This is a genomic window from Klenkia brasiliensis (genome assembly GCF_900100695.1).
GTDB classification, from domain to species: Bacteria; Actinomycetota; Actinomycetes; order Mycobacteriales; family Geodermatophilaceae; genus Klenkia; species Klenkia brasiliensis.
Map to the genome: position 1 here is coordinate 70,463 of NZ_FNCF01000003.1, position 23,010 is coordinate 93,472.

The 23,010-nt window shown below is 65.5% G+C and carries 18 protein-coding genes; 2 read left to right on the top strand and 16 right to left on the bottom strand.

The features are described from left to right. Positions 1–98: 98 nt before the first annotated feature. The 14 genes from BLT39_RS08995 to BLT39_RS09060 form a co-directional block, all read right to left on the bottom strand. On the bottom strand, positions 99–1,769 hold the full coding sequence (locus tag BLT39_RS08995; protein ID WP_091061998.1) for an FAD-dependent oxidoreductase: 1,671 nt from the start codon (positions 1,767–1,769) through the stop codon (positions 99–101). A 141-nt stretch (positions 1,770–1,910) separates the two neighbouring features. Next, positions 1,911–2,711 (bottom strand): MOSC domain-containing protein, encoded by an 801-nt coding sequence (locus BLT39_RS09000; protein ID WP_091062001.1) that lies wholly within the window; start codon positions 2,709–2,711, stop codon positions 1,911–1,913. Between the two features lie 100 nt (positions 2,712–2,811). Next, positions 2,812–5,172, bottom strand: coding sequence for a xanthine dehydrogenase family protein molybdopterin-binding subunit (locus BLT39_RS09005; RefSeq protein WP_091062002.1), 2,361 nt, complete (start codon positions 5,170–5,172; stop codon positions 2,812–2,814). Continuing rightward, positions 5,169–5,651, bottom strand: coding sequence for a (2Fe-2S)-binding protein (locus BLT39_RS09010; protein ID WP_091062004.1), 483 nt, complete (start codon positions 5,649–5,651; stop codon positions 5,169–5,171). The genes BLT39_RS09005 and BLT39_RS09010 overlap by 4 nt, the downstream gene beginning before the upstream one ends. Beyond that, positions 5,648–6,502: an FAD binding domain-containing protein gene (locus tag BLT39_RS09015; protein WP_131801443.1), complete on the bottom strand. Its 855-nt coding sequence runs from the start codon at positions 6,500–6,502 to the stop codon at positions 5,648–5,650. Before BLT39_RS09015 ends, BLT39_RS09010 begins: the two co-directional genes overlap by 4 nt. A gap of 295 nt (positions 6,503–6,797) precedes the next feature. Next, entirely contained in the window at positions 6,798–7,610 is an 813-nt protein-coding gene (locus BLT39_RS09020) for a carbon-nitrogen family hydrolase (protein ID WP_207507792.1), read from the bottom strand. Beyond that, positions 7,607–8,320: an SRPBCC family protein gene (locus BLT39_RS09025; protein ID WP_091062010.1), complete on the bottom strand. Its 714-nt coding sequence runs from the start codon at positions 8,318–8,320 to the stop codon at positions 7,607–7,609. Before BLT39_RS09025 ends, BLT39_RS09020 begins: the two co-directional genes overlap by 4 nt. Positions 8,321–8,361: 41 nt before the next feature. Further along, a complete protein-coding gene (locus BLT39_RS09030; RefSeq protein WP_091062012.1) occupies positions 8,362–9,567 on the bottom strand; it encodes an FAD binding domain-containing protein in 1,206 nt (401 codons plus the stop codon). After that, on the bottom strand, positions 9,564–10,505 hold the full coding sequence (locus BLT39_RS09035) for a cyclase family protein (protein ID WP_091062013.1): 942 nt from the start codon (positions 10,503–10,505) through the stop codon (positions 9,564–9,566). Before BLT39_RS09035 ends, BLT39_RS09030 begins: the two co-directional genes overlap by 4 nt. Next, the gene (locus tag BLT39_RS09040; RefSeq protein WP_091062015.1) at positions 10,502–10,798 is read right to left on the bottom strand and encodes a Dabb family protein; all 297 of its coding nucleotides are present in this window, start codon (positions 10,796–10,798) and stop codon (positions 10,502–10,504) included. The genes BLT39_RS09035 and BLT39_RS09040 overlap by 4 nt, the downstream gene beginning before the upstream one ends. A gap of 212 nt (positions 10,799–11,010) precedes the next feature. Continuing rightward, on the bottom strand, positions 11,011–11,502 hold the full coding sequence (locus tag BLT39_RS09045) for a (2Fe-2S)-binding protein (RefSeq protein ID WP_242658271.1): 492 nt from the start codon (positions 11,500–11,502) through the stop codon (positions 11,011–11,013). Continuing rightward, positions 11,499–12,389 carry an FAD binding domain-containing protein gene (locus BLT39_RS09050; protein ID WP_091062016.1) on the bottom strand — a complete coding sequence of 297 codons (891 nt, stop codon included), beginning with the start codon at positions 12,387–12,389 and terminating at the stop codon, positions 11,499–11,501. Before BLT39_RS09050 ends, BLT39_RS09045 begins: the two co-directional genes overlap by 4 nt. A 191-nt stretch (positions 12,390–12,580) precedes the next feature. Then, a complete protein-coding gene (locus BLT39_RS09055) occupies positions 12,581–13,807 on the bottom strand; it encodes a PucR family transcriptional regulator (RefSeq protein ID WP_091062018.1) in 1,227 nt (408 codons plus the stop codon). A gap of 172 nt (positions 13,808–13,979) precedes the next feature. Then, complete coding sequence (locus tag BLT39_RS09060; RefSeq protein WP_242658272.1) at positions 13,980–15,305, bottom strand: flavin monoamine oxidase family protein; 1,326 nt, start codon at positions 15,303–15,305, stop codon at positions 13,980–13,982. A 406-nt stretch (positions 15,306–15,711) separates the two neighbouring features. On the opposite strand from BLT39_RS09060, the gene BLT39_RS09065 reads away from it, so the two are divergent. Both BLT39_RS09065 and BLT39_RS09070 read left to right on the top strand, forming a co-directional pair. Continuing rightward, the gene (locus tag BLT39_RS09065; protein ID WP_091062022.1) at positions 15,712–18,141 is read left to right on the top strand and encodes a xanthine dehydrogenase family protein molybdopterin-binding subunit; all 2,430 of its coding nucleotides are present in this window, start codon (positions 15,712–15,714) and stop codon (positions 18,139–18,141) included. 283 nt (positions 18,142–18,424) lie between these two features. Further along, positions 18,425–19,447: a glutathione S-transferase family protein gene (locus tag BLT39_RS09070; protein WP_091062024.1), complete on the top strand. Its 1,023-nt coding sequence runs from the start codon at positions 18,425–18,427 to the stop codon at positions 19,445–19,447. Between the two features lie 313 nt (positions 19,448–19,760). On the opposite strand, the gene BLT39_RS09075 is transcribed toward BLT39_RS09070, so the two are convergent. Next, entirely contained in the window at positions 19,761–20,837 is a 1,077-nt protein-coding gene (locus BLT39_RS09075; protein WP_278246962.1) for an alpha/beta hydrolase family protein, read from the bottom strand. Positions 20,838–21,475: 638 nt separating this feature from the next. After that, complete coding sequence (locus tag BLT39_RS09080; RefSeq protein WP_091062026.1) at positions 21,476–22,939, bottom strand: APC family permease; 1,464 nt, start codon at positions 22,937–22,939, stop codon at positions 21,476–21,478. Positions 22,940–23,010 lie beyond the last annotated feature (71 nt).

Sequence of the window (23,010 nt, forward strand, 5' to 3'; positions counted from 1 at the left end):
GGGACCAGCAGCGCTTGGGCAACCCGACCATGGCCGGCACCAGGTCACAGTTGCCTTCTCGGGGGGATGCCTAGGTGCGGCTTGGGGCAGGTGCCCCGTCACCGTCGCTCATCGGGGAGCACAGCAGCTGAGGTCTCGTTGTTCTGGGCTGCTACCCGAAGGAGGTCAGCTGTGGTGAGCAGCTTTACCCGGGGGCGCCCGGCAGCTCGCCCAGCACTTCGTTCTGCCTCATTGATGCGCCACCATCCTTCGGCGGTGACCCGGTCGGGCTGACGTTGCTCGAGCAGCTGCGCCAGTTGTGCTGGGTCTTGGACAGGGGTCGGAAGGCCGGGCCCGTCGATATCGCTGAGCAGGGAGGCGATGGTCTCGGCAGCGTCGGAGCGGTTGGTGCCGATGACACCGGTTGGGCCTCGTTTGATCCAGCCTGTGCAATAGAGCCCCGGCAAGGGGAGACCCGTTTTGGCATCGACGACTCGTCCACGGTCGTTGGGGATGATACTGGCGGCGTGGTCGAAGGGCATGCCGGTCACTGCTCGCCCGCGGAAACCTATGGCGCTGATGACAAGGGACGTCTTGATGGACTCTGAGGTGCCGTCGGGGTGGGACAGCACGATCTCTGAGACTGCCCGCTCGCCGATCAGCCGGGCGGGGGTGAGCCGGTACCGCATCACGATCCGCCGGGGGGCGGCGCCGGTGCGCTGAGCTGCCTGCAGCAGGATCGCGCGCCGGCGCGCGAAGTCGGCCGCCTGCACGATTCGCGACGTGGTGGGCTTGTGTTCTGGGTCAAGAAAATCTGCAGGGTTGGTGACTAGATCGACCTGAGGCAGATGGGACAAGGCGAGCAGCTCTGCGGTGCTGTAGGCAGCGTCGGCGGGCCCTCTTCGTCCGATGACTATGACTTCTTCGATGCCACTGGTCCGCATCGACGCGAGCGCCCGGTCCGATATTGATGTTTTTGACAACAGAGAGGTCGGCTGGGTGAGAAGGCGTGCTGCGTCGAGCGCGACGTTGCCGTTTCCGATGACCACGGCTGTGGGCCCCGACAGGTTGAACTCGTGTTCGGCGTAGTCGGGGTGGCCGTTGTACCAGGAGGTGAATTCCCGTGCGGTCACCGACCCAGCAAGACCCTCTCCCGGTATGCCAAGTCGGCGATCCTCTGATGCTCCTGCGGCCCAGATGACGGCGTGGTGGTGTTGCTGCAGTTCTTCGAGGGAGATGTCTCGACCGACTTCAACGTTGAGAAAGCTGGTGACATTCGGCCGGCGGAGGACTCGATCGAAGGTGTCGCCGATGAGCTTGGTCTGGTCGTGGTCGGGCGCGACGCCTGTGCGAACCAGCCCGTGCGCCATGGGTGTCTTTTCAACAATGGTGACGGAGACGCCGGGGATCTCACTGAGCTGGCCTGCGGCGTAGAGCGCTGATGGTCCCGCTCCCACGATCGCAACTTTGATGTTCTGGTGTGGCTGCGGCAGCCGGCGCCGCTCAATCGGAAGCGGTTGCACGTCCTTGAGCGGGTGGGCGGTGAAGTAGTCGGCGTTGATGGCCCGGAACTCCGCCTCCGACGGTGAAAGGTCAGCTTCGTGGACGATGGCCTCCACGGGGCAGGCAAAGGCGCAATTCCCGCAGTCGATACATGTGCTCGGGTCGATGTAGAGCTGCTCGGTGGTGGTGAATTCTGGGTCCCCCGGGCGTGGGTGGATGCATTGCACGGGGCACACCGGGACACAGGAGGCGTCGTCACAGCAAGCCTGGGTGATGACGAAGGTCATGCGTGTCCCCCTTGGTGGCACCGTTACCTGTTGTGGGTCTTGGTGATGCGGTGCGGTGGGCTACGTGCGGTGGCGAATGGCGAGCGTGGCCGCTGACTACCGTTCCCGCCTAGGTGATGATGCTGGCGGCGCCGCCTGCTCCTAGGTCTGCACGGCGACCGGGTCGCCGACGGCTATGGGGCCGGGATCCAGGACATCGGCGTAGGTCCCGTATAGCACCCCCGGGCCCCAGTCGCTGATCATCGGCCCGCGCAGTCTGCTGATGCGTTGCTGCACGAGCAGGCCGCGATGACCGTCCTCTGGCCGATGTTCCACAGCTATGCAGCGGGGCACCCCGCCACGCAGTCGAAGCCGACAGGACCCCACAGCCAAGATGCCGTCCGACCAGGTGTCCTCGATGAATGGGACAGAGCCCAGGTCGAGAGTGAGGTTGAGCCGGAACCGGCGAAGGTCCAGTGGATGTCCATTCAGTTCGGTGCCAAGTGCAGCCAGGGAAGCTGTGGACTGCAGCGTCACCGGGTGGACGTCATGTCCACCACCTGCAACGGCGCAGTGCACCAGGCGCACATGTCGTCCGGCTACGTCTGAGAGCACCTCATCCCACGGTCCCGGCGCCCACCGGCCCTCGACCATGCGTTCGTCGAACTCGAACGGTCGGACGTCCCCCACGTGGTGGACCGTGGCCGAGCACTCCGTTGTCTCACCGCTGCCCAGTGAGAAGACGCCACTGGGGTGGTCATAGGAAGTCCAGTAGCCAAGAAAGACAGGATCTTTGGGGACCGAGTAGAGCCGCTCGTCGATGTCGACGAGGAAGAACTCCCGGTTGCCAACGATGCCGGTGGATGCCACGTGGACTGCAGGTACCTGAGTGAGCGCGAACCCTTTGGTTGTGGCGATGTCCAGCCGGGCGACCGAGCCGAGCACCGCGGTGTGCGATGTCATCGGCGGCCGCCTTCACCGATCATCAGGTGCGCACGGCGTGCAGGGCTGTGAGCTGCTCGTGCGACCACCGGTGGGTGGGCTCCCCTGCGCGGGTCGACGGTCATCCGCGCAAGGCGCGAAGCACCTGCTCTGGGGTGATGGGGATGTTGTGCAGCACGGTGCCGGTGTGGGACAGGGCGTCATTGACGGCGTTGAGTACGGCAGCGGGTGCCGCGATCAGGCCGGACTCCCCCATGCCCTTGATACCGCCAGGCGTGTGGGAGGAGGGCGTCTCCAGGTGGTGGATCTCGAAGGGGGGCGAGAAATCCATGCTCGGCATGTGGTAGTCCAGCAGGGTGGTGGTGACCAGCTGACCGGAATCGTCGTAGACAAGGCGCTCGAGCAAAGCCGCCCCGATGCCCTGGACGACGCCGCCGCGAATCTGGCCCTCGACGATGTCCGGGTTGATGACCGTGCCGCAGTCCTCGACCGAGAAGACCTTCTCCACGGTCACGAAACCGGTGTCTGGCGCCACCTCGACGATCATGGCGTGGCCGCCGTTGGAGAAGATCGGCCGCGCAGGGTCGTAGGCGAGGGTGGCTTCCAGGGTGGGGTCGAAGTCCGCGGGCCAGGCGCTTTGGTCGAAGTAGACCGCGGTGGCCAGGTCGATGATGGACACCGAGGACCCGGGCACGCCCAGCACCACGGCCGCACCGTCGACCAAGTCGATGTCGGCGGGGTCCGCCTCGAGCATGCTCGCCGCTAGCGCAACGAGCTTGGTGCGGATGACATTGGATGCTCGTAGGACTGCTCCACCGGCGATGACCGCACCGCGACTTCCTACCGTGCCGCTCCCCCAGCCATAGGTAGTGGATTCAGCGGCTCGAACGGTGATGGCTTCCAGTGGCACCCCCAGCGAGTCGGCAACGACCTGGGCCATCGTCGTGCGGTGACCCTGACCTTGGGTGGTGAGCCCGATGGTGACGGTTACGCTGCCGTTGGGCTCCATCTTCACTGTGGCCGTGTCGTGGTAGATGCCGCCAAGATCGTGGGCCTTGCCCATCGCCGTGCTCTCGCCGCTGCTTTCGACGAAGACGCTCAATCCGAGCCCGATGAAGCGGCCCTCGGCGCGGAGCGCAGCCTGACGCTCGCGGAAGGCTGTGTAGTCGACCATGCGCTCGAGTTCGTCGATGGTCTGCAGCCAGCTGCCTTCGTCGTACACGATTCCCTGTGGGTTCGTCCACGGGAACTCACGCACCACACTGCGCCGGCGGATGTCGAAGGGGGAAAGCTCGAACGCCCTGGCCGCGTCGTCCATGAGGCACTCACGGACGAGAGTGCCGGCCATGTATCCCACACCGCGGTAGGCCCCAATCGGGGTCTTGTTCGTGGCGGCTGCCTCGTAGATGAGATCGGCTGCGGGGATGTCGTACACCCCTGTGGGGGTGACCATCGCCGTGCACCATGGCTCCACGCCCATCGACCACGGTGGCTGGTGGTAGGCCCCCCCGTCGCCGGTTGCGCGAATTCGGACACCTGTGGCCCGTGCGTCGGAGTCGAAGGCGTACGCGATGTCGATGAACTGCTCGTGGGCGTGGGTGGCAGTCATCAGGTTTTCGCGACGGTCCTCGACCCACTTCACAGGCCGGTCGAGCTCACGGGCCAGCAGCGGCAGCAGCATCTCCTCCGGGAAGATGTGGGCCTTCTGTCCGAACCCGCCGCCGGTGTCAGGTGTCAGCACCTCGCACTCGTTCTCCGGGAAACCGAGGTACGCGGTGAGGCAGTACTTGATGTAGTGGGGCATCTGCGAGCCGGTCCACAGGCGCAGCCGGCGACTGGTCCAGTCGTAGCTGGCGATAACCCCACGGGTTTCCATGGGTCCAGCGGACAGGCGACCGCTGTGGAAGGTCGCTTCGATGACGCGTGCGGCGTTGTTGAATGCGCCTTCGACATCACCAAGGACCTTGCCTCCCCGGAGGGCGACGTTGTCGGGCAGCTCCTCGTTGGCGGACGGGCCGCCTTCCAATGCCGAGCGCGGGTGCAGAACCGGCTCAAGCGGCTCGTAGTCCACATCGACGAGGTCGCACCCGTCCTCGGCCACGTACCTGCTTTCCGCAACGACCACGGCGACGGGTTCCCCCACGTAGCGGACGATGTCGCGAGCGAGCAACGGCATCGTGGTGGCGAAGCATCCTTCGACTTCCAGCTCCCCGACGATGCCTTCGCAGAACTTCGCGGCGTCTTCTCCGGTCCATACCGCGACGACCCCGTCCAGCGCCCGGGCCTCGTCGATGGAGACCCGCGTGATGCGGGCATGAGCCGCAGAGCTACGAACGAAGCAGGCGTGCAGTTCACCGGGCAGAACGATGTCGGCCAAGTACTGCCCGCGACCAGTCAGCAGTCGAGGATCGTCCCCTCGAGGGACGCGGGCGCCGATGCTCCGGGCGGCGATAGAAGGCGACTGGGAGTGCGGGAAGCTCATGACGACTCCTTGGCCGCGGCCTCTTCGACCGCATCGATGATCGGGGAGTAGCCGGTGCACCGGCAGTAGTGACCGGACAGCGTCTCGACGATGTCCTCCCTCGTCGGCTGGCCTTCCTCCAGCAGCGCGGTCGCGCTCATCAGGAAGCCCGCCGTGCAGAAACCGCACTGCAAGGCATGGTGCTTCTGGAAGCACGCTTGCAGGGGACTCATTTCCCGCCCGCTCGCTAGGCTTTCCACCGTGCGGATCTGCTTACCGTTGGCCTGGACGGTGAGCATGAGGCAGGAGCGAGCCGGTTCGTTGTCGATGAGCACCGTGCAGGCTCCGCACACGCCGTGCTCGCACCCGACCTTGGTGCCGGTGAGCCCGAGCTCGTCACGCAGGAAGTCCGACAGCGTCAGGCGTGCCATGACGCTGCGCTGATACCGACGCCCGTTGACCTCGACCTGGACTGAGACGTGTTCGGAAGGTTGCGTCATGCCTGACCGGACCTCTCCCCCGCGGCCCGCAGGGCGCGCTGGAACAGTGTGGTGGTGATGTCTCGCCGGTAGTCGGCTGATCCGTGGATGTCCGAGGTGTAGGACAGCTCCGCTGCCAGAGCGGTGATGGCGTCGCTGCTGTCGGCGGGGGCACGTCCTTCCAATGCCGCCTCGGCTTCCGGGGCACGGGTGACGCTGCCGGTAGCTCCTGCGACGGCGAGTCGGACGTCGGTAAGGAATCCATCTGACAGCTGGTAGGTCATCGCCAGGATGGACAGCCCGTAGTCACCGTGGCGGCGCTGGTGCTCATCCACCCAGATCTCGCGCCCGTCGATGGGGAGTGACACCGATGTGATGACCTCGTCCGGTTCCAGTGAGGTCATGAACGGGCCCATGAAGAGGTCGCTGGCGGAGATGGACCGGCTACCTGTTGTGCCGGTGACCTCAACATGGCCGCCCAAGGCGAGCAGCACTGCGGGCCACTCGGCCGCTGCGTCGGCATGGGCCACTGCGCCGCCGATCGTGCCGCGGGTGCGGACCTGGGGATGGGCGATCAACGCGGCCGCTTCGGCGATCGCGGGAGCTACGTCTTGAACCAGCGGGGAGCGCTCGATGGCTCTGTGGGTTGTCATGGCCCCGAGCCGGAGAACACCCTGGTCGTAGGTGATACCTGTCAGGGCGGGCACTAGCCGCAGGTCGACCAGGGTGGTCGGTGCAGCAAGACGTAATGCGAGCAGGGGTACGAGGCTCTGCCCACCTGCGAGCAGCTTCGCGTCCTCGTCATTGGCGAGCAGGCTGCATGCCTCAGCCACGGTGTTCGGCGCGGCATAGGCGAATACGGGGGACTTCACTCTTACACCTCCAGTGGGCGGCAACGCGTGTCCGTCGGGCCCGGAAATCCGACAGTAAATCCCGCAACACTCGTATCAACGTTCAGATGACAGACGTTGGTGACCCCCATCACCCGGAATCCGTAAACGGCTGAGGGTTGCGGTAGCCGTCGGCCTGCAGTGGCCCCCCACCTGCCCGGAGCTGCAGGCGTGCTTGCTGGCGGCGCTCGACTTCTGCGGTGTCAGTGGGTGATGGGGATACCCGGCGCCGAGGTCGTCCGTGCACCGCCGGCGCCGGGGCGCGTAACTGCCGTGGTCAAAACCGGCGGTCGAGCAGCACCGGGAAGCTTGCCCGTGCCGTGTCGACTCCACCGAGGTCCACGGTCATGCTGAGGACCTCCTCGGCGTCGCCGGCTTCGGCCAGTACACGACCCTGGGCATCGACGATCATGCTGTGCCCGCCCATCGTGACCCCGGCGTGCGTGCCGGCGGTGTTGCACGCCAGGACGACCACTTGGTTCTCCACTGCCCGTGCCTGCGCGAGCACCCGCCAGTGGTCGACGCGCGCCTTGGGCCACGCTGCAACGAGAAACAACACCTGCATTCCGTTGAAGGTCAGCATGCGAAACAGCTCGGGGAACCGGAGGTCATAGCAGGTCGCCAAGCCGGCCGGCACCGATCGGCCCGCCAGGTCAAGCTCCACGGTGGCCACCTGATCCCCGGCGGTGAGCAGCTGAGGTTCCCCTTCGCTGAAGCCGAAACGGTGCATCTTGCGGTATGTCGCTGCGATCTCGCCGTGACGGTCGATCACAGCAGCAGTGTTGTAGAGGGCACTGGAGTCAGCTGAGCGTTCGATCACGGATCCGCCGTGAAGAACCACGTGTGCGTCACGGGCAGCCTCGCGCAGCGCGGAGATTGTCGGCCCCGTCAGCAGCTCAGCCTCCTCCCGCCATGACTGGTAAGAGAACCCGCCGTGGGCCCACAGCTCGGGCAACACCACTAGGTCGGCGCCTTGCTGCTGCCGAACCAGATCCGCCACCCGCTCAACACGTCGAGCCAGAGGTTCCTCATCGCCATAGGCGACCTGCAGCAATCGAATATCGGTCGAGGCCGGCGGCGGGCTACTCAAGCCCTTCGCCTCCCCAAAAAGAATCCGATCGCCGCGCCGAGCAGGACAGCGAACAGCGGGACCGGCTGCTGCAGCTTGCCCACCGCGATGCTGCGCGCAAGCGGGAGGATGGCCAGTGCATCGTCCTCGTCGTTCACAGGTGCTGAACGGGGCACCTCCGTGGGCACAGTCGACGTCCCCAGTTGCGGCTCACTCTCGCCCGAGGGCTGCCCGCCGGTCGCGGTCACTGGCGGCGTGGTCGCCGTCGCGTCCTGATCGCCGGTCTGGTCCTGCTGCACCATTGCTTCCAGGCGGGTCGCGAACGTCTTGAGCAGAGCGGCGCTGACGTCGGTGATGACGCCACGTCCGAACTGCGCGATCTTGCCCGACAGGTTGAGGTCGGTGATCACCGTGACGTGAGTGACGTCCCCCTTGTCCAGCAGGGTCGCAGTGACCAGGGCCTGCGCGTCACCACCTCCGCGGGCTTCACGGCCCTTCGCGCTCAGCACCGCGCGGTACTCGCCCTCGTCCAGCTCAAGGAACCGGGCCGTGCCCTTGTAGTTGGCGGTGATCGGACCGACCTTGATCTTGGCCTGGCCGAGGTAGTCCTCGCCATCGCGTCCGGTGATGGAGGCACCGGGCAGGCAGGGTCCGACCTTCTCGAGGTCTGAGAGCAGCCGCCAGGCCTCATCTATCGGCACGGACACGTCGAACTCATTGGTCAACTGCATTGTCAACGCTCATCTCTGGTCTGGGTCGGGACAGAGCAGGCTCAGCCCGCGACGACGGTGGGTAGGCCGAATCGGTTGGCTGGGTCACCAGGTGTGAATCTGCCTCCGTGCTGCAGGACGTCGGCCATGCGCCGGACCTTCTGCAGGTAGGCGCGTCCAACGGGTAGCTGCTGGGCTTCCCACTTGGTGAGTGCCCCATCAAGGTCGTCCCCGCCATCAGTTAGCGCAGCAACCAGGGCCCAGGCGTCGGCGGCGGCCTTGGCACCTCCAGCTGCTGCGTGTGGCCGCGGGGTGACAGCCGCGTCGCCGATCAGCACGCACCGGCCTACGCGCATCTGTGGCACGTCGGCATCGGCGATGACCGTGACGAAGGGTTCTCTGGCGGCGTGCAGCAGCTCCACGAAGGTGTCAGTCAGCCGCTCGCTTGCTCGTGAGTGGAACTCGGCGAGCAGTTCTGGGCGCAGGTCGTGATGGTGGACCGAAGTTGGTCGGCGCACCCCATTGCGGTCGGTCATCAGCTCATCGAGCGCGGGCCCAGCGGGGACGTTCCAGTACCACTGGTAGTTCAGCGCCCTCCTCGTCTGCCCCTCTGCATCGACCACCGGGATGGGGTAGGCGATGAGGTGCCCGTCGTCGAGGAGGCCGTAGGTGAACGTGTCGTCGAAGTAGTCACGGGTGGAAGCCGACAGCGCGTCCAGCTCTGCTAGACCACGCCAGGTCACGTAGCCCGCGTACTCGGGCGTGACACCCAGCAGTTGACGACGGCCGGCAGACGCACCGCCGTCGGCAAGCACAACGAGATCTGCCTGGGCTGTTTCTCCGCTGCTGAAGGTGAGGTCGACCTGGTCCCCGTGGTCGACCACTTGCTCCAGGTTGCAGGAGAAGTGGTAGCGCTCCAGGCCGAAGTTCTCCAGCAGCCGGTGGTAGAGGGCGTTGTAGGAGGTGAATCGCCAGCTGTCATCGGTCGCACCGATCAGCGCACCACTAGAGGCATCGACATACTTCATGGACGACGAAGGAACGCTGATGTCCTCCAGAGTTGTCGTGGTCCTCTCCAGGAGGAATCGAACGAGCTCTGGCTGTACGACGATGCCCGTGCCTAGACCCGACAGAGGACCGGGGGAACGCTCATAGACGTCGACCTGGTAGCCGGCGTCCCGGAGCAGCCCTGCGGCTGTCATTCCTCCGATCGACCCTCCGACGACGGCGACCCGGGTGCTGGTGGCGCGTCCGCTGGGGGTGGTCATGTCGTCGGGTGGAAGGGGATCGCCAGCGGCCGCAGGGGGGCACCGCTAGCCCCGCGGAGTCGGATGGGGGCGGCGATGAAGGCACACTCAGTGACGCCGTCGCGGGCAAGCTCCTCCAGATCGATCAGTTCGATCATCGGGACGCCTGCTTCGGCGAGGAAGTGGCAGTGCCCGGGCAGCCAGTTGTCTTCCTGCTCCGAAGGTCCGACCTCGACGCACTCCTGGTCGGCGGCGACGGCGGCGATCTTCTGCTCGGTCAACCACCTGGCCGCTGCCAGCCCCACCCCAGGGGGGTTGCCCAGCACCTTGCTGCCGTCAGGCCAGAAGGCCATGCGTCCGGTGCGGATCAAGGCCACATCGCCGGCTTGCAGCTCGGTTCCGATTCGCTCAAGACATCCCTGCAAGTCCTCGATGGAGATTGCATAGGACGGGTCGAGGCATTCCACGCCCTTGAGCCCAGCCACGTCGAACAGCACCCCGCGGGTAACGATCGGGGGGATCTGCTCGGCGCCACCGCGGGTCCAGTTTCGGCTGCCCAGGTGCTCGTCGACCTTGAAGTTGTTGTAGATCTCGCCGTCGACGCCGAAATGGTTGAGCGCGTCGATGTGAGTCCCGGTGTGGGTGTACATGAACACGACATCCCCCGAGTAGCAGACGTGCCGGTTCACCTCAGATCCCACACCGTTGAGGTTGTCCACGACCGTTCCCTGCGGGGTGTGGCTCATGAACAGCTGGTAGGCCGGGTCGCCGGCAGCCTGAAAGCTGGGCATGCCGACGAAGTAGTCGATGCTGAGGTCATAGACGCGTCGACCATCTGCTCGGGCGAGCACGTGGGCGGCGCGGACGGGGTCCAGGTAGTTCAGGGCACCGAGCTGGTCTTCCGGTCCCCACGGGCTTGTCGTGACCTTGATGTTCGCGCGAGCTGGCGCGTCAGTCATCGGGTCTCTCGCTCGAAGTCGACGACCGCCCGGGAGGCGAGCTTGGGCAGAAGCTTCCCGACGACCTCGGCGTGGAAGGGGTCGACCGAGTACTCCTCGAGACCGGCCCAATCGTCGAAGTCGTTGATCAGTACGCCGTCCCAGGGCGTGCCGTTCTCGCCCGGGTCGCCGGTGTGCTTGCCCAGCTCCCAGCTGCGGATGCTGGACATGCCCTTCAGCGTGTTGAGCAGGCTGATGACCTCATCGGGGTCGTTGCCTTCGGCGACCTGCCACATGAAAACGTGCCGGATCATGCTGCACTCCTCGAGGTTCGCGACTCCGCCAGTTGCTGGCGGCAAGATGAAGTCTGCGAGGAGCTGTTGCTACGTCCTATTGCATCCTTCGCACAACTGCGCTCGGGCTTGTCGCAATCGCGCAACCCAGCTGTCGCCTGGCAGCAAACCGGCGGGGCCGGGCTCCGGGTAATCAGAGTCCGACCCCGCCGATGGGTCCTGCAGCCCTGAGGTCAGCTGGTGCTGGCGTGGCCGTCGGGCTGCGAAGGGGCGAGTGCCGAGTTGACGGCGTCCACGATCTGTTGGTAGCCGGTGCAGCGGCAAAGATTTCCGGAGATCGCATCTCTGATCTCGTCGTCGCTGAGCTGCTCACCGGCGTCGACGACCGGCTGCAAGGTCATCAGGAAGCCAGGGGTGCAGAACCCGCATTGCAGTCCGTGGCATTCGTTGAAGGCACGCTGCAGTCGGTTGAGCTGGCCTTCCTCCGCGAGACTCTCGACAGTTCGCAAGCTGTGTCCATCAGCCTGAACGGCGAGCATGACGCAGGCACGCACCGGCTCGCCGTCGAAGTGGATGGTGCAGGCGCCACAGACGCCGTGTTCGCAGCCGACATGGGTTCCGGTCAGCCGCAGTTCATGGCGGATGAAATCCGTCAGGAGCATCCGCGGTTCGACCGTCCGCCGGTATCGATTGCCGTTGACCTCGACTTCGATGTCGCGCTTCACGCCGTACCCGCCTTTGCCTTGTTCGCTGCTGTCATCACCGCACGGAAGGTCATCTCGCGGATGACCTCACGTCGGTACTGCACGTCGCCGTGCACATTTCCCAAAGGATTGATCTCGGCTGTCGCAACCCGGGCGGCTTCGCGAACTGTGTCCTCGGCCAGGGTGCTGTTCTCGAGCACAGCGGCCGCGGCCTTGGACTCCTCGGGGCGCATTCCCGCTCCCAGCAGCCCGACCCGGGCGTTCCGGCAGATACCTTCGGCGTCCAGCTCGACGATGGCTGCACCGCCACCGATGGCGTAGTCACCGTGCCGGCGGGCGAACTCCTGGAAGGAGGACCCGGTGATCGTTCCTGGTTCGACGTGACGGTCCGGGATGATCACTTCGGTGATGATCTCGTCCGGCTCGAGGCTGGTCGTGAAGATCGATACGAACAGGTCGTCCACCGCGATCTCGCGTTGTCCGCGGGTCGAGTGGGCGATGACTCGGGCGTCGCTCATGAGCAGCACGACGGGCACTTCGGCGGCAGGGTCGGAGTGAGCCGTGGTACCGCCGATGGTCCCTCGGTTGCGAATTTGTGGATGCGCGACGTATCCCAAAGCCTCGGCCAGCAATGGGTGGCGCTCGGCGACCAGGGCATGGCCGGCGACGGCGCTGTGCCGGACAAGGGCTCCGATTCGCAGCTCCCCCGCGGCCTCGTTGATGTGGGCCAGCTCCAAGACGCCGTTGAGGTCGATGAGCAATGACGGCGCTGCGAACCGAAGGTTGAGCAAGGGGATGAGGCTCTGCCCGCCTGCGAGCAGCTTTGCGTCGTCGCCACCGTCGGCGAGCAACCGGGCGGCGTCCTCCACCGTGGAGGGTGCCTCGTACTCGAACGCTGGAGGCTTCATGACCGCCTCTCTGGATCTTCTACGTCATGCACCGTGTCCTGCACGTGGTAGCTCCTTCTCACTGGCCCGCAGCAGACGCAACGAGCGGGCGTCATGTGTGGGGCAGGTCCTACCTTCCCTGGCAGGCTCCGGTGTGATGTCTCCCCTCTCGGACAAGCAGCACGCACCGTCACCAGGATTCCGCAGGGAGCTCACAATGGAGCGGGCCCGACCACCTGGTCTTGCAACGCGACGAGATCTGCGCGCTCCTGCTCTTGCAACAGTGCGTACATGCGCAAGGCGATGGACAGCTCGTCTCGCGAGGTGGCGATCGACCTGTCCAGGATCTTCTCGGCGGACCTGAGTCGGTAGGCCACCGTTCGTTCGTGCACGCCGATGACCGATGCCGTGGATGCGGCGTTCTGCCCACTGGCGAAGTAGGCACTGAGCGTCTCTCGTAGGACTTTGGCTCGCTCGTCGGAGCGGTAGAGGGGCCCCAGTTGCTCCACGATGAAGTCGCGAACAGCCGGGAGGTCTCGCAGCACCAATGCCTCCAGCGCCACCGAGGTGTACCGGGTCATAGGCTGCGGGTGGATTTGGGCGACCCGGTATGCCTGCCACGCTTGCCGGTAGGAGCGTTGCATCCCGTCCAGGTTGTCGCCGTACTGACCGACAGCCAGGAACGTCTCGGGAGCTGCGTCCAGGGCGGACAGGTCGTCATCGGAGGCGATCTTGGTGTTCGGCCTGCCGAGCCATCCCACGACGGTGCCGGCCGCACCGGAGACAGTAAGTGATTGCCAACCCAAGGATGCTGCCGCCTTCTTGATGGCAGCCTCGGGCGCAGCGCCCCACGCGATGACGCAGAGGTGCCGTCCGCGCAACGAGTATCCAAGTGCGGACTCATCCACGGGGATGCCGGCGAGCAGATCGCGGACCAGCGCCCGCCGTTTGCGGTCTCGTCCCTGCAGGTAGAAGGCGCGGTACTCCTGCTGGTATGCCTCGATGATCGAGGCATTGACCCGGTCGTTCCAGATGAACTGGTACTGGCTGATGTGACGCAGTACCGGCAGGCGCTGCGACGATTGGGGCATCAGCTCATCTGCCACCTCCAGGATGCAGTCCCACGTCAGGGCCTGGCCTACTCGCGAAGTGCGCAGGAGTGCGTGCAGGTCGACGTCAGCTTGGGCCGCTAGCCGCGCCTCGCGCAGGCGCGCATCCGAGGCACGCTCGGGCGGGGGCCGTTCCTCAGTTACTCCATCGAGGATGTCTCGGATTGAGCTACTGATGGATTCGGTCTCCCCGGCCCTCAGCGCTGGGTTGTCACGCAGGTAGAACTCTGGGATCTCATCGCGTAGGCGACGTGCGATTCTCGTGGTGAGTTCTGGCAACCGTTCCCGTACCCCGTCGGCCACGGCCTGCAGGTCGTCTTCGAGTGTCACTCGCCGAGCGTACGAGCAACCAGGTCGATCACCCGGTGCTCGGGTCGACCCGAGCGCTGCCCTCCTGCCGGCAGCGCCGAGCACCGGGGGCCGGCGGCACGGTGAACTTGAGTGGGTGCGACGCGCTGCGCTGTACCTGGCTTGCAGCGGTCTTCGCGGCCACTTCGGCCAGTCATACGTGGTGGGCCGGACTGGGCCGCTCAGGGGTGACGCCCAGGATGCTGGTCACCGCCTTGTCCGCTGTCTCCAGGGCCCCTTCGATGTAACCGGGGAACTGCAGCGACACGTCGGAACCGATGAAGTAGATCCTGCCGTGCGGCTCCCCCAGGCCCTTGTGGATCTCACTGAACTGCCCGATGTAGGGCGACACCCAGGGGCCACCGAAGAGCGGGTCAGCCGCCCAGTCGTGGTACTCCACGCCGTGCACCACAGCCTCGGGAACGTAGTGGTGGACTGCGGCGGCCACGGCGGCCTCGTCGGTGGGGTCGAAGGAGTCTGAGTCGGTGAACGCGACAAGAAACCGTCCGCCGTCTGGGGTTTCCATGTAGTCGTAGACGGTGGGGAAGACGCCATCACCGGTGCACGACAACCCCGCTGGCACACCCGTGACGTGGATGATGAGCTTGAGTCCGCGGCAGGCATGGCCTCGGACCACAGCGTCTGCCCTCTTGGATGGCAGCGGGGGCTCCATCGTGATGTTGCGCCAAGTGTTGAACGGGGTCGCGATCACCACGTGGGTAGCGCGGTGGCGCTCCTCCTCCCCCGCGCGCTGAACAAGCACGTCGTAGGTGCCGTCCTCTTGCCGGGTGACCGCCGTGACCAGTGCCCCTTGAACGATCTGAGGCACATCAGCGGCCATGGCCGCAACCAGTTCGTTCATGCCGGCGGGGACTATTTCGTCGAGGGACAAGACGACACCGAGCACGCTGTACCCGTGAGCGGCCACCTGCTGCAGGGCCCACAGTGCGGAGGACTTGGAGGGGTGCTGCCCCAGCATGTTCCAACTCCACGAGAGCACCAGCTGCTTGGCGACCGGGCCCAGACCGAGCGTCTCGATGTAGTCGGTCAGCGGGATGTCTAGATCCTCGAGGTTCTGGTTCTCCAGGCCAGCCGTGATGTCGATGCGATGTGCATCGCGAAGCATCCGGTAGGAGCCGGTCTCGACCGACGTCGCTTCCTCACCCGGGACCGGGAAGGCCCGGTCGTAGTCACCGGGCCCCAGGCGGTTGCGGAAGTGGGTGGCCTCGGGGGCGGGTGCTGTGGGAACGCTGTAGCGGTCCAGTTCCCCGGCCAACCGCGGGTGGTGGTGCCGTTCCAGGTAGGTGCCACCGATCTCGACCTGGACCTCAGGAAACAGTTCGGACGCCCTGGTGTAGGCCCGACCACCCAAGCGGTGCCCGCCCTCGAAGAGGACCACCGAGGAGCCCGCAGCTGCAAGATCCCGGGCGGCGCGTAGTCCGGCGAATCCTCCGCCGACAACGATTACGTCGTATGCCACTGGGTTCTCCTTCGAACGGCTGCAGCTGAGGTGGACGGGGTCCACTCCCCGGCTCCGGGGCTTGGGATGGGTGGAGTATCCGGACAGGCGCGGTGAGACGACTGTTCGCGTTCCGGCAAATGCAGCGGTCTCGCTTGTGTCTTCCCGCACGGCACGGTGAGCTGTCACCGGCCCCGTGGACCGTCCTCCTTCGGAGCCGCGGAGCCGCACCGTGAGCGCCGCCCCCGGATCAGCGGTGTCAGTGCCGCCGGCGGCCCCGGCTCGCGTGGTCGGCTGTCTTGCTAGAGAACACGGTTGTCGAGGCCGGGCAATCCTGGGCATGGGCTTTCGGTTTGCAGCAAGCAGCTGAACCTTCTCGACAGTCAATATTGAGGCTCAGCCCACTTAGCGGAAGGTCGGCGCCTGCATGACTGCCACCAGCTCCAGCTCTGCCCCGCAGGTCCCGCACGTCGGAGGCCGGACGCCACGGATCGAGGACCGTCGACTCCTGCGGGGCAAGGGCTACTACGTCGATGACGTGCACCTGGCTGGTGCGCTGGCGATGCGGGTCGTCCGGGCGACCAGCGCTCACGCGACCATCTCTGCCATCGATACGGAGGCGGCCCGCTCGCTGCCTGGCGTTCGGCTGGTGCTGACCGGCGAGGACACCCGGCACCTGGGGGTGATCCCCATCGAGGAGATCGGGTACCACGAAGGCTTCCCCGAGTTGGACACTTTTGGTCACCCCGTGCTCGCCGTGGACAAGGTTCTCTACGTGGGCCAGCCAGTCGCCGTGGTGGTCGCCGAGGATCCGTACCTGGCTGAGGACGCTGCTGAGCTCGTGAGCGTCGACTACGACGACCTTCCTGTGCTGTTGAACCCCGTTGAGGCCGCCGGCTTTAGCACCCCACTGCATGCGGGCGGCAACGAGCCGGCACGGTTCGTCAAGGAGTACGGCGATGTCGAGGCAGCTTTCGCCGCGGCTGCGCACGTGGTCTCGGGGGAGTTTGAGATCGGCCGTCATACGGGGATCCCGATGGAGACGCGGGGTTGTGTCGTAGAGCCGAACCCAGCTCGTGATGAGCTGTGGATGTGGGGTCCGGTCCATGTGCACGACTCCCGTCGTGTGATGGCCAAGGTGCTGGGTATGCCGCAAAGCAGCATGCGGATGCGTCACACCGACGTTGGCGGCAACTTCGGCGTCCGTGGCGGCGCATTTCCTGAGTACATCCTGGTGGCTCACGCCGCGCGGATTCTTGGCGAGCCCGTGAAATGGATCGAGGACCGAGTCGAGCACATGGTGGGCATCTCCCATGCCCGCGAGCAGGTCCATCGCATCTCGGGTGCCTTTGACGCTGAGGGCAGGATCCTCGCGCTCCGCGATGAGATCTGGCACAACCACGGTGCCTTCATGCGGCAAGCTGAGCCGCTGGTCAGCGACATCACCGCAGGCATGATCGTGGGCCCGTACCGAATTCCTGCGTTGTCCGCGGAATTGCACGCGGTTCTGACGAACAAGACTCCGTTGGCGGCTTACCGGGGACCGGGTCGCTTTGAGGGGACGTTCGCTCGGGAGAGGCTGTTCGACCTCGCAGCGAAGGAAATGGGGATCGACCCGGTCACCATCAGGCTCCGTAACCTTCTGACTGCTGCTGACTTGCCCTGGGAGCCAGGACTGGAGATTGCGTTCGAGCCGTATTCTTTCAACTCCGGTGACGTACTGGACCACGTGCAGAAAGCTTTGGTAGCCGCGGACTACGACGCGTGGCGGGCAGAGGCCGCAGCAGCGCGTGCTGAGGGGCGTCTGGTGGGCAACGGTGTCGGTCTGCTGATGGACAAGGCCGGCCTGGGTCTCTACGAGACCGGGTCCGTCGAAGTCGATGAGGCCGGTCGTATCCGGGTCCTGACCGGCGCATCTTCGGTGGGTCAGGGCATCGAGACGGTGTTGGCTCAGATTGTTGCCGACCAACTCAGCATCAGTCCCGATGTGATCGATGTGTTGCACGGAGACACTGACCTGGTCCCCGATGGGGTTGGTTCGTGGTCGAGTAGGTCCACGGTGCTCGCCGGCGGTGCAGCACGCATCGCGGCGATCAAGACTCGCGAGAAGGCGCTGGAGTTGGCCAGTGAGATGCTCGAGGCTGACGTCGCTGATCTGGAGCTCACCGAGGGTCGAGTTCAGGTGGTGGGGTCACCGGGCACATCGTTGAGCCTGGGGGAGATTGCGCGGCGTTTTGACAACTTCACTGCCCGGCTGGCTGGCAAAGAGCCCGGGCTGGGGGCCGACGCCGTCTATCTCGATGACCACATGAACTACCCCTACGGCATCACCCTGGTTCAGATCGAGGTCGACCCCACTACGGGGGGCCACACCATCCGCCGCTTCTTCGTCAGCACCGAAGCCGGGAAGGTCATCAACCACCTCACCACCGAGGGGCAGATCATCGGGGCCGCGGCCCAGGGCATCGGCGGGGCGCTGTTCGAGGAGTTCTTGTACGACGAGGCCGGGCAGCCACTGTCGACCTCGTTCATGGACTACCTGATTCCTACCGCTGAGGTCATCCCACGTGTGGACTACTTCATCACCGAGGACGCCCCCACGCCGAACAACCCGTTCGGCGCCAAGGGCTTGGGGGAAGTGGGGCTGATCGCGGTGGGCGCGGCGGTCGCTGGGGCTATCGATGACGCTCTGGGCGGTGAGTTCCGCGTTCATCGTGTCCCTGTCCATCCGCAGGCTCTGTTCACGATGGCTCGCCAGGCCGTGGCGGGTCAGGACGGGACCACCGTGGACGACGTCGCGGAATCGGATACGCCCGCGTTGCAGATCCACCTGGGGACTTCCGCAACTGACGGCTGATCGCTGAGGGGCCGCGGTCCGCGGTCCGCGGTCCGCGGGGTTGCACAGCGGTTGTAGGCCAACCTTGTGCTTGCTCGTGTGTCGTTGAGCTTGCCTGGCACCGTGCCGCTGCTTGCTGCGCGCAGCTGGGCGACTCGACCGTGCGCGCGGCGGTTTCGCGCGATTGCGAGCTAGCCGGCGGCTGTATTCACACCGCATCGGCGCCGCTGTGGCCGGCTACGCACCCCCCCTGCTGCAGGTGCTGTTCGACGATGATCAAATGAGCGGATTGAGGTAGGGATACATGACCACTAAACCGCAGGGCGAACCCGTTCGCGACGAGCTCGAGTTCCGCCGTAAGTCCACCTACATCACCGACCGGATCACTGCAGATGGTTTTGGGGACTGGCCGGTAGAGGCGGGCCGATACCGGCTGGTCGTCGCCCGAGCATGCCCGTGGGCGAACCGGGCGATCATTGTCCGTCGACTGCTTGGCCTGGAGAGTGCTATTTCCCTGGCGGCATGCGCGCCCACCCATGATTCACGCAGCTGGACGTTCGGTTCGCACGCCGGGGATGTGGATCCTGTGCTGGGCTATGAGCGACTGCAGCAGGCCTATTTGGCTAGGTTTCCCGACTACGATCAGGGCATCACTGTGCCGGCGCTGGTCGATGTCCCGTCTGCTGCCGTGGTGACAAACGACTTCGCGCAGCTGACGTTGGATTTCTCTACACAGTGGACCGGGCTGCACCGCGCTGGGGCTCCCGACCTCTATCCCGAGCCGCTTCGGGACGAGATGGATGCTGTCATGCAGCGCATATTCAACGATGTGAACAACGGCGTCTACCGATGCGGTTTTGCGCAATCGCAGCAGGCCTACGAACGCGCCTATGCGCGTCTTTTCGGCGCTTTGGATTGGTTGTCCGAACGCTTGGCCACCAATCGTTACCTCATGGGCGGATCCATCACGGAAAGTGATGTTCGGCTATTTGTCACGTTGGTCCGCTTCGACGCTGTCTACCACGGTCACTTCAAGTGCAACCGTCACAAGCTGACCGAGCTGCCGGTCCTATGGGCGTACTGCCGCGACCTCTTCCAGACTCCGGGGTTCGGTGACACGGTGGACTTCCTCGAAGCGAAGCAGCACTTCTACCTCGTGCATGCTCATATCAACCCGTCGGGGGTCGTGCCCAACGGGCCCGATCTGAGCAACTGGCTCACTCCGCACGGTCGGGAAGCCCTTGGAGGACGACCGTTCGGAGATGGCACTGCCCCTGGGCCGGCCCCGGCCGGTGAGGCGGTACCCCCTGGTCACGGCGTCGTCTGAACCATCACCGCGGGCTGCTGTGGCCGACTGAGCACCCAGTCCGTGGCAATCGCGGGGTGCCACCTTGCCGCACGGGAGAGCTGACCAGGTGAGGCCGGACCATCAGGGGGCTCGGACACACGAGCCCCCAGGGGTCGCCGACCACAGGAAATGCTCTGCAGCCGTTCATAGCGATCCGCGCGGCCGCTGACCGCCTAGCGGCAGGACAGAGCGTGCGGCATGAAGCGATGGGCTGGCCAAGGGGGGCGTACATGAAAAGGGCGCTGCCCTCCACCGGGCGGCGGTGGAGGGCAGCGCGGTCTTCAGCAGTCCTTCAGGACCGCGGCTTGAGCTGCTCTTCGAGCCAGTCGACCATCTCGATGCGCGGACGCGGCCCAAGGTTGTGGCAGCAGTGGTCCCCGTCCGGCTCGATCACGATGGTCAGGGGGGCGTCGACCGCCAGCTGCTTGACCACCTCGACCTCGCTCACCGGAACCTCGTCGTGCATACCGTGCTGGATGTAGGTCGGGACGCGTAGCTTGTGCAGCTCGGAGCGGACGTCCATGAGGGTCATGACCCGCTCGCGAGACTCCTCATCGGTTGATGACGCGGTGACGTACTTCCAGCTCTCCTTCGTCATCGGGGTCTCGTCGTCGTATGAATCCATGTCGGCGAACCCGCCCCAGGAGATGCAGGCGATGAACCTGTCATCCAGGGCGGCGCTGCGCAGGGCGTAGTGCCCGCCGAGGCTGCGACCGACCACGCCGATGCGCGAGGAATCGACCTCTGGGAGCTTCTCTGCGTAGTCGACCACTGCGGAGGTGTAACGCTCGTAGTCACCGCGCAGCGGGACCTCCGGGAACATCTCGCCCTGTCCGGGGCCGTCGAAGGTGACCGTGGCAATGCCGCGGGCCAGGAGCTGCTGCTCAAACTGGTAGCTCTCCTCCTTCGTGGACTCGAGACCGCCCAGCAGCACTGCGGTGGGGAACGGGCCCTCGCCCGTCGTGGGGGTTCGGACGTAGCCAGGGACGGTGGCACCGTCCACGGTGACCTCGAACCGATCCGCCGGCGGGTTCAGCAGCGGGGCTGCGCGGCGGTAGAGCTCTACCTTGCGCTCCTGGCCGGCTCGACGTCGGTCGTCGAACCACAGGAACTGGGCGTACTGCGCAGCGAGCGAGCCCAGGACGAAGTACTCGCCGGCGCTGATGGTGTGCCCACGGGACTCGGCTGTCTCGCCGAGTCGCTCGTAGTTGGCAGCCGTCTGCATCCAGTGCTCGAACCACGTCACGGACGGGTCACGATCCCGGGCGCTCACCAGGTCGGCGTAGGGGACTCCATCCAGGATGAGACGCCCCCAATTGAGCATCTCCTGCTCCGGCTGCAGCACCGCACTACCGCTGTTGTTCGTCACAAGGCCCTCTCCAGAACAATTCACCGCTGGTCGTGGCACGCTGCACTGTCCCGGCGACGCTGCCTGGTGGCGTGGCGTCACCGAATCCGAGGCGTGTGGACGTAAGTATTGATTGACCACCTGCTCTGCAGGCTTGCCCTGGGCAGACAAAGACGTCGTCTTGGTTGCGGATTCCGAGGAGGCTGACCGGCTCGACGCTTCGGGCGCCGCCGATAGGTGGTCGGCGCAACGATGGGCCGCTGCCCCATATGTAGAGAGCCACAATGGCAGCGGCAGTCGACCGGGATGCCCCATTTACACCACCTGCGCCGGGGGTCTTTGCATCGCTCGGGCTCGCGCAGGCATGTCGGTGGCGCCGGGCTGCTGCGGCGCGTAATCAATCGGGGTGGCCGAGGCAACGGATGTTCTGCTGGGGCACCAGGCTGAACGGACCTCGGCTCGGCCACCACAAGGTGGTGGCCGAGCCGAGGTCAGTGACGGTCAACCCTTCCACTGCACCTCCGATTGAGGAAGGTGGCTACTGGTAGGGCCCCAGACTTGCTGTCGTCAGCAAGTTCGTGCAGTTGCCGCTTGCCAGCCGATGAGCTGGGGCGCTCCCGAGGGTCTCCCGGCCTGGCGCGTTCTGGGTGCGGTCGTGTTCAGTCGTCCTGGTGGAGTCCGGCGTACTTCTTGGGGGTGCGGCTGGTGTCGCGATGTGCCTTCATGCGCATGGGCACGACGATGAGCAATGCGAGGGCGATGGTGATCGGAGCCGCCCATGTCATGGCGTCGAACGACGTCCCGGTGGGGTTGAGAACCGCACTGAGCCACACGTAGCCGAAGCCAGCTCCGCCGATGACGGCGACGATCGCCGTTCCGGCCTTGAGCTCGTGCCGGCGGCCGAGCATGACGATCGCCCCGACGCAGATCAGCATGTACGGGATGACCCAGTAGTACGGGTACAGCGTGGCAACGTGGGCGTAGACGTCGAGTGGAGTGCCGCCGCTGACTGCTGCCAGGACGATCGGGACGATCGTGGAGATCACGGACACGAGAACGATCGCGCGGACCGGGGTCCGACGCTTCTCATCGACGTGTCCTAGGGCGGTCGGGAGAAGTCCGTCGACGGCCATCGTGGCCCACACACGGGGCGCGTAGTTCATGAACCCGAGGACGACGGCGTAGCAGGTGATGGCCAAGAACAGGTCAGCTACCGGCGCCAGGACGCCGAGCCCTGCGTTGTCTGCCATCGCCGACAGGGGCGATTCACCAGCCGCAGTGGCGTCGGCGATGGCCGGCAGGACCGGCACGGTCAGGAGCGTGGCGACTAGCCCGACGCCACCGACGATCACCGGCACCAAGGTCATGAGTCGGGGGATGGTGCGCATCGGGTTCTTGGTCTCCAGAGCGGTCGCTGCGCTGGATTCGAAGCCGACGAAGAAGGTGGCCGACAGGACGATGCCGGCGAAGAACCCACCCCACGTGAAGTCGGTGAACGTGAACTGGTCAGCGAAGGTGAACCCGTCGGTGAAGACGTTCGCGATGAGGACCAAGGCCACAATGGGCGCGGAGACGAACAGGAGGCCAATGCTCAGTCGGGTGGAGGTATCCAGCCCACGGATGGCGAACCAGGTGATGCTGAGCATGGTGAGGATGTAGATGACTGTCTGACCGCCCAGGCCGTTGGCCGCGGGCAGGTCGAAGACGGTGGCGATGAAGCTTCCGGTGTACACCCCGAACACCTGGAGGCAAACAATCACCCCGACTGCGTAACCGACGGCCAGCGAAGCCCCCGCCAGGGTGCTGGCCTTTACCCCGAGCACGTTGTCGATGTAGGAGTACAGCGCGCCAGACACCACGTAGCGCCGGGCGAAGGGCACGATCGCCAGGCCGATGAACGCGACGAGAACTGTTCCGGCAAGGACTGACAACCAGGCGCTGGAACCCGCTACCGGACCAGCCAGAGCTGGTGCGGTGGCGGCCATGAGTACGGGACTGAAGGTGACGACCGCAAGACCCAGGGCCTTGGGCAGACTCAGCGTGCCCTGCTGCAGGCCGCTCAGCTCCCCATGACCGGTTTCTTCGTGGCCGTCCCGTGCACCATCGGTGACGTCTGACGTCATTTCTTCTCCTCGTTAGCGGTGGCCAGCGCGGGAAGTATGAGAGTGATCACATGTCCCTACATGTCCTCTTC

What these genes read in the sequence shown, in the direction of transcription:
- BLT39_RS09010 (WP_091062004.1), bottom strand. Translation starts at nt 5,651, where the DNA reads ATGACGCAACCTTCCGAACACGTCTCAGTCCAGGTCGAGGTCAACGGG.
- BLT39_RS09000 (WP_091062001.1), bottom strand. Translation starts at nt 2,711, where the DNA reads ATGACATCGCACACCGCGGTGCTCGGCTCGGTCGCCCGGCTGGACATC.
- BLT39_RS09040 (WP_091062015.1), bottom strand. Translation starts at nt 10,798, where the DNA reads ATGATCCGGCACGTTTTCATGTGGCAGGTCGCCGAAGGCAACGACCCC.
- BLT39_RS09005 (WP_091062002.1), bottom strand. Translation starts at nt 5,172, where the DNA reads ATGAGCTTCCCGCACTCCCAGTCGCCTTCTATCGCCGCCCGGAGCATC.
- BLT39_RS09030 (WP_091062012.1), bottom strand. Translation starts at nt 9,567, where the DNA reads ATGACCACCCCCAGCGGACGCGCCACCAGCACCCGGGTCGCCGTCGTC.
- BLT39_RS09050 (WP_091062016.1), bottom strand. Translation starts at nt 12,389, where the DNA reads ATGAAGCCTCCAGCGTTCGAGTACGAGGCACCCTCCACGGTGGAGGAC.
- BLT39_RS09025 (WP_091062010.1), bottom strand. Translation starts at nt 8,320, where the DNA reads ATGCAGTTGACCAATGAGTTCGACGTGTCCGTGCCGATAGATGAGGCC.
- BLT39_RS08995 (WP_091061998.1), bottom strand. Translation starts at nt 1,769, where the DNA reads ATGACCTTCGTCATCACCCAGGCTTGCTGTGACGACGCCTCCTGTGTC.
- BLT39_RS09070 (WP_091062024.1), top strand. Translation starts at nt 18,425, where the DNA reads ATGACCACTAAACCGCAGGGCGAACCCGTTCGCGACGAGCTCGAGTTC.
- BLT39_RS09080 (WP_091062026.1), bottom strand. Translation starts at nt 22,939, where the DNA reads ATGACGTCAGACGTCACCGATGGTGCACGGGACGGCCACGAAGAAACC.
- BLT39_RS09035 (WP_091062013.1), bottom strand. Translation starts at nt 10,505, where the DNA reads ATGACTGACGCGCCAGCTCGCGCGAACATCAAGGTCACGACAAGCCCG.
- BLT39_RS09065 (WP_091062022.1), top strand. Translation starts at nt 15,712, where the DNA reads ATGACTGCCACCAGCTCCAGCTCTGCCCCGCAGGTCCCGCACGTCGGA.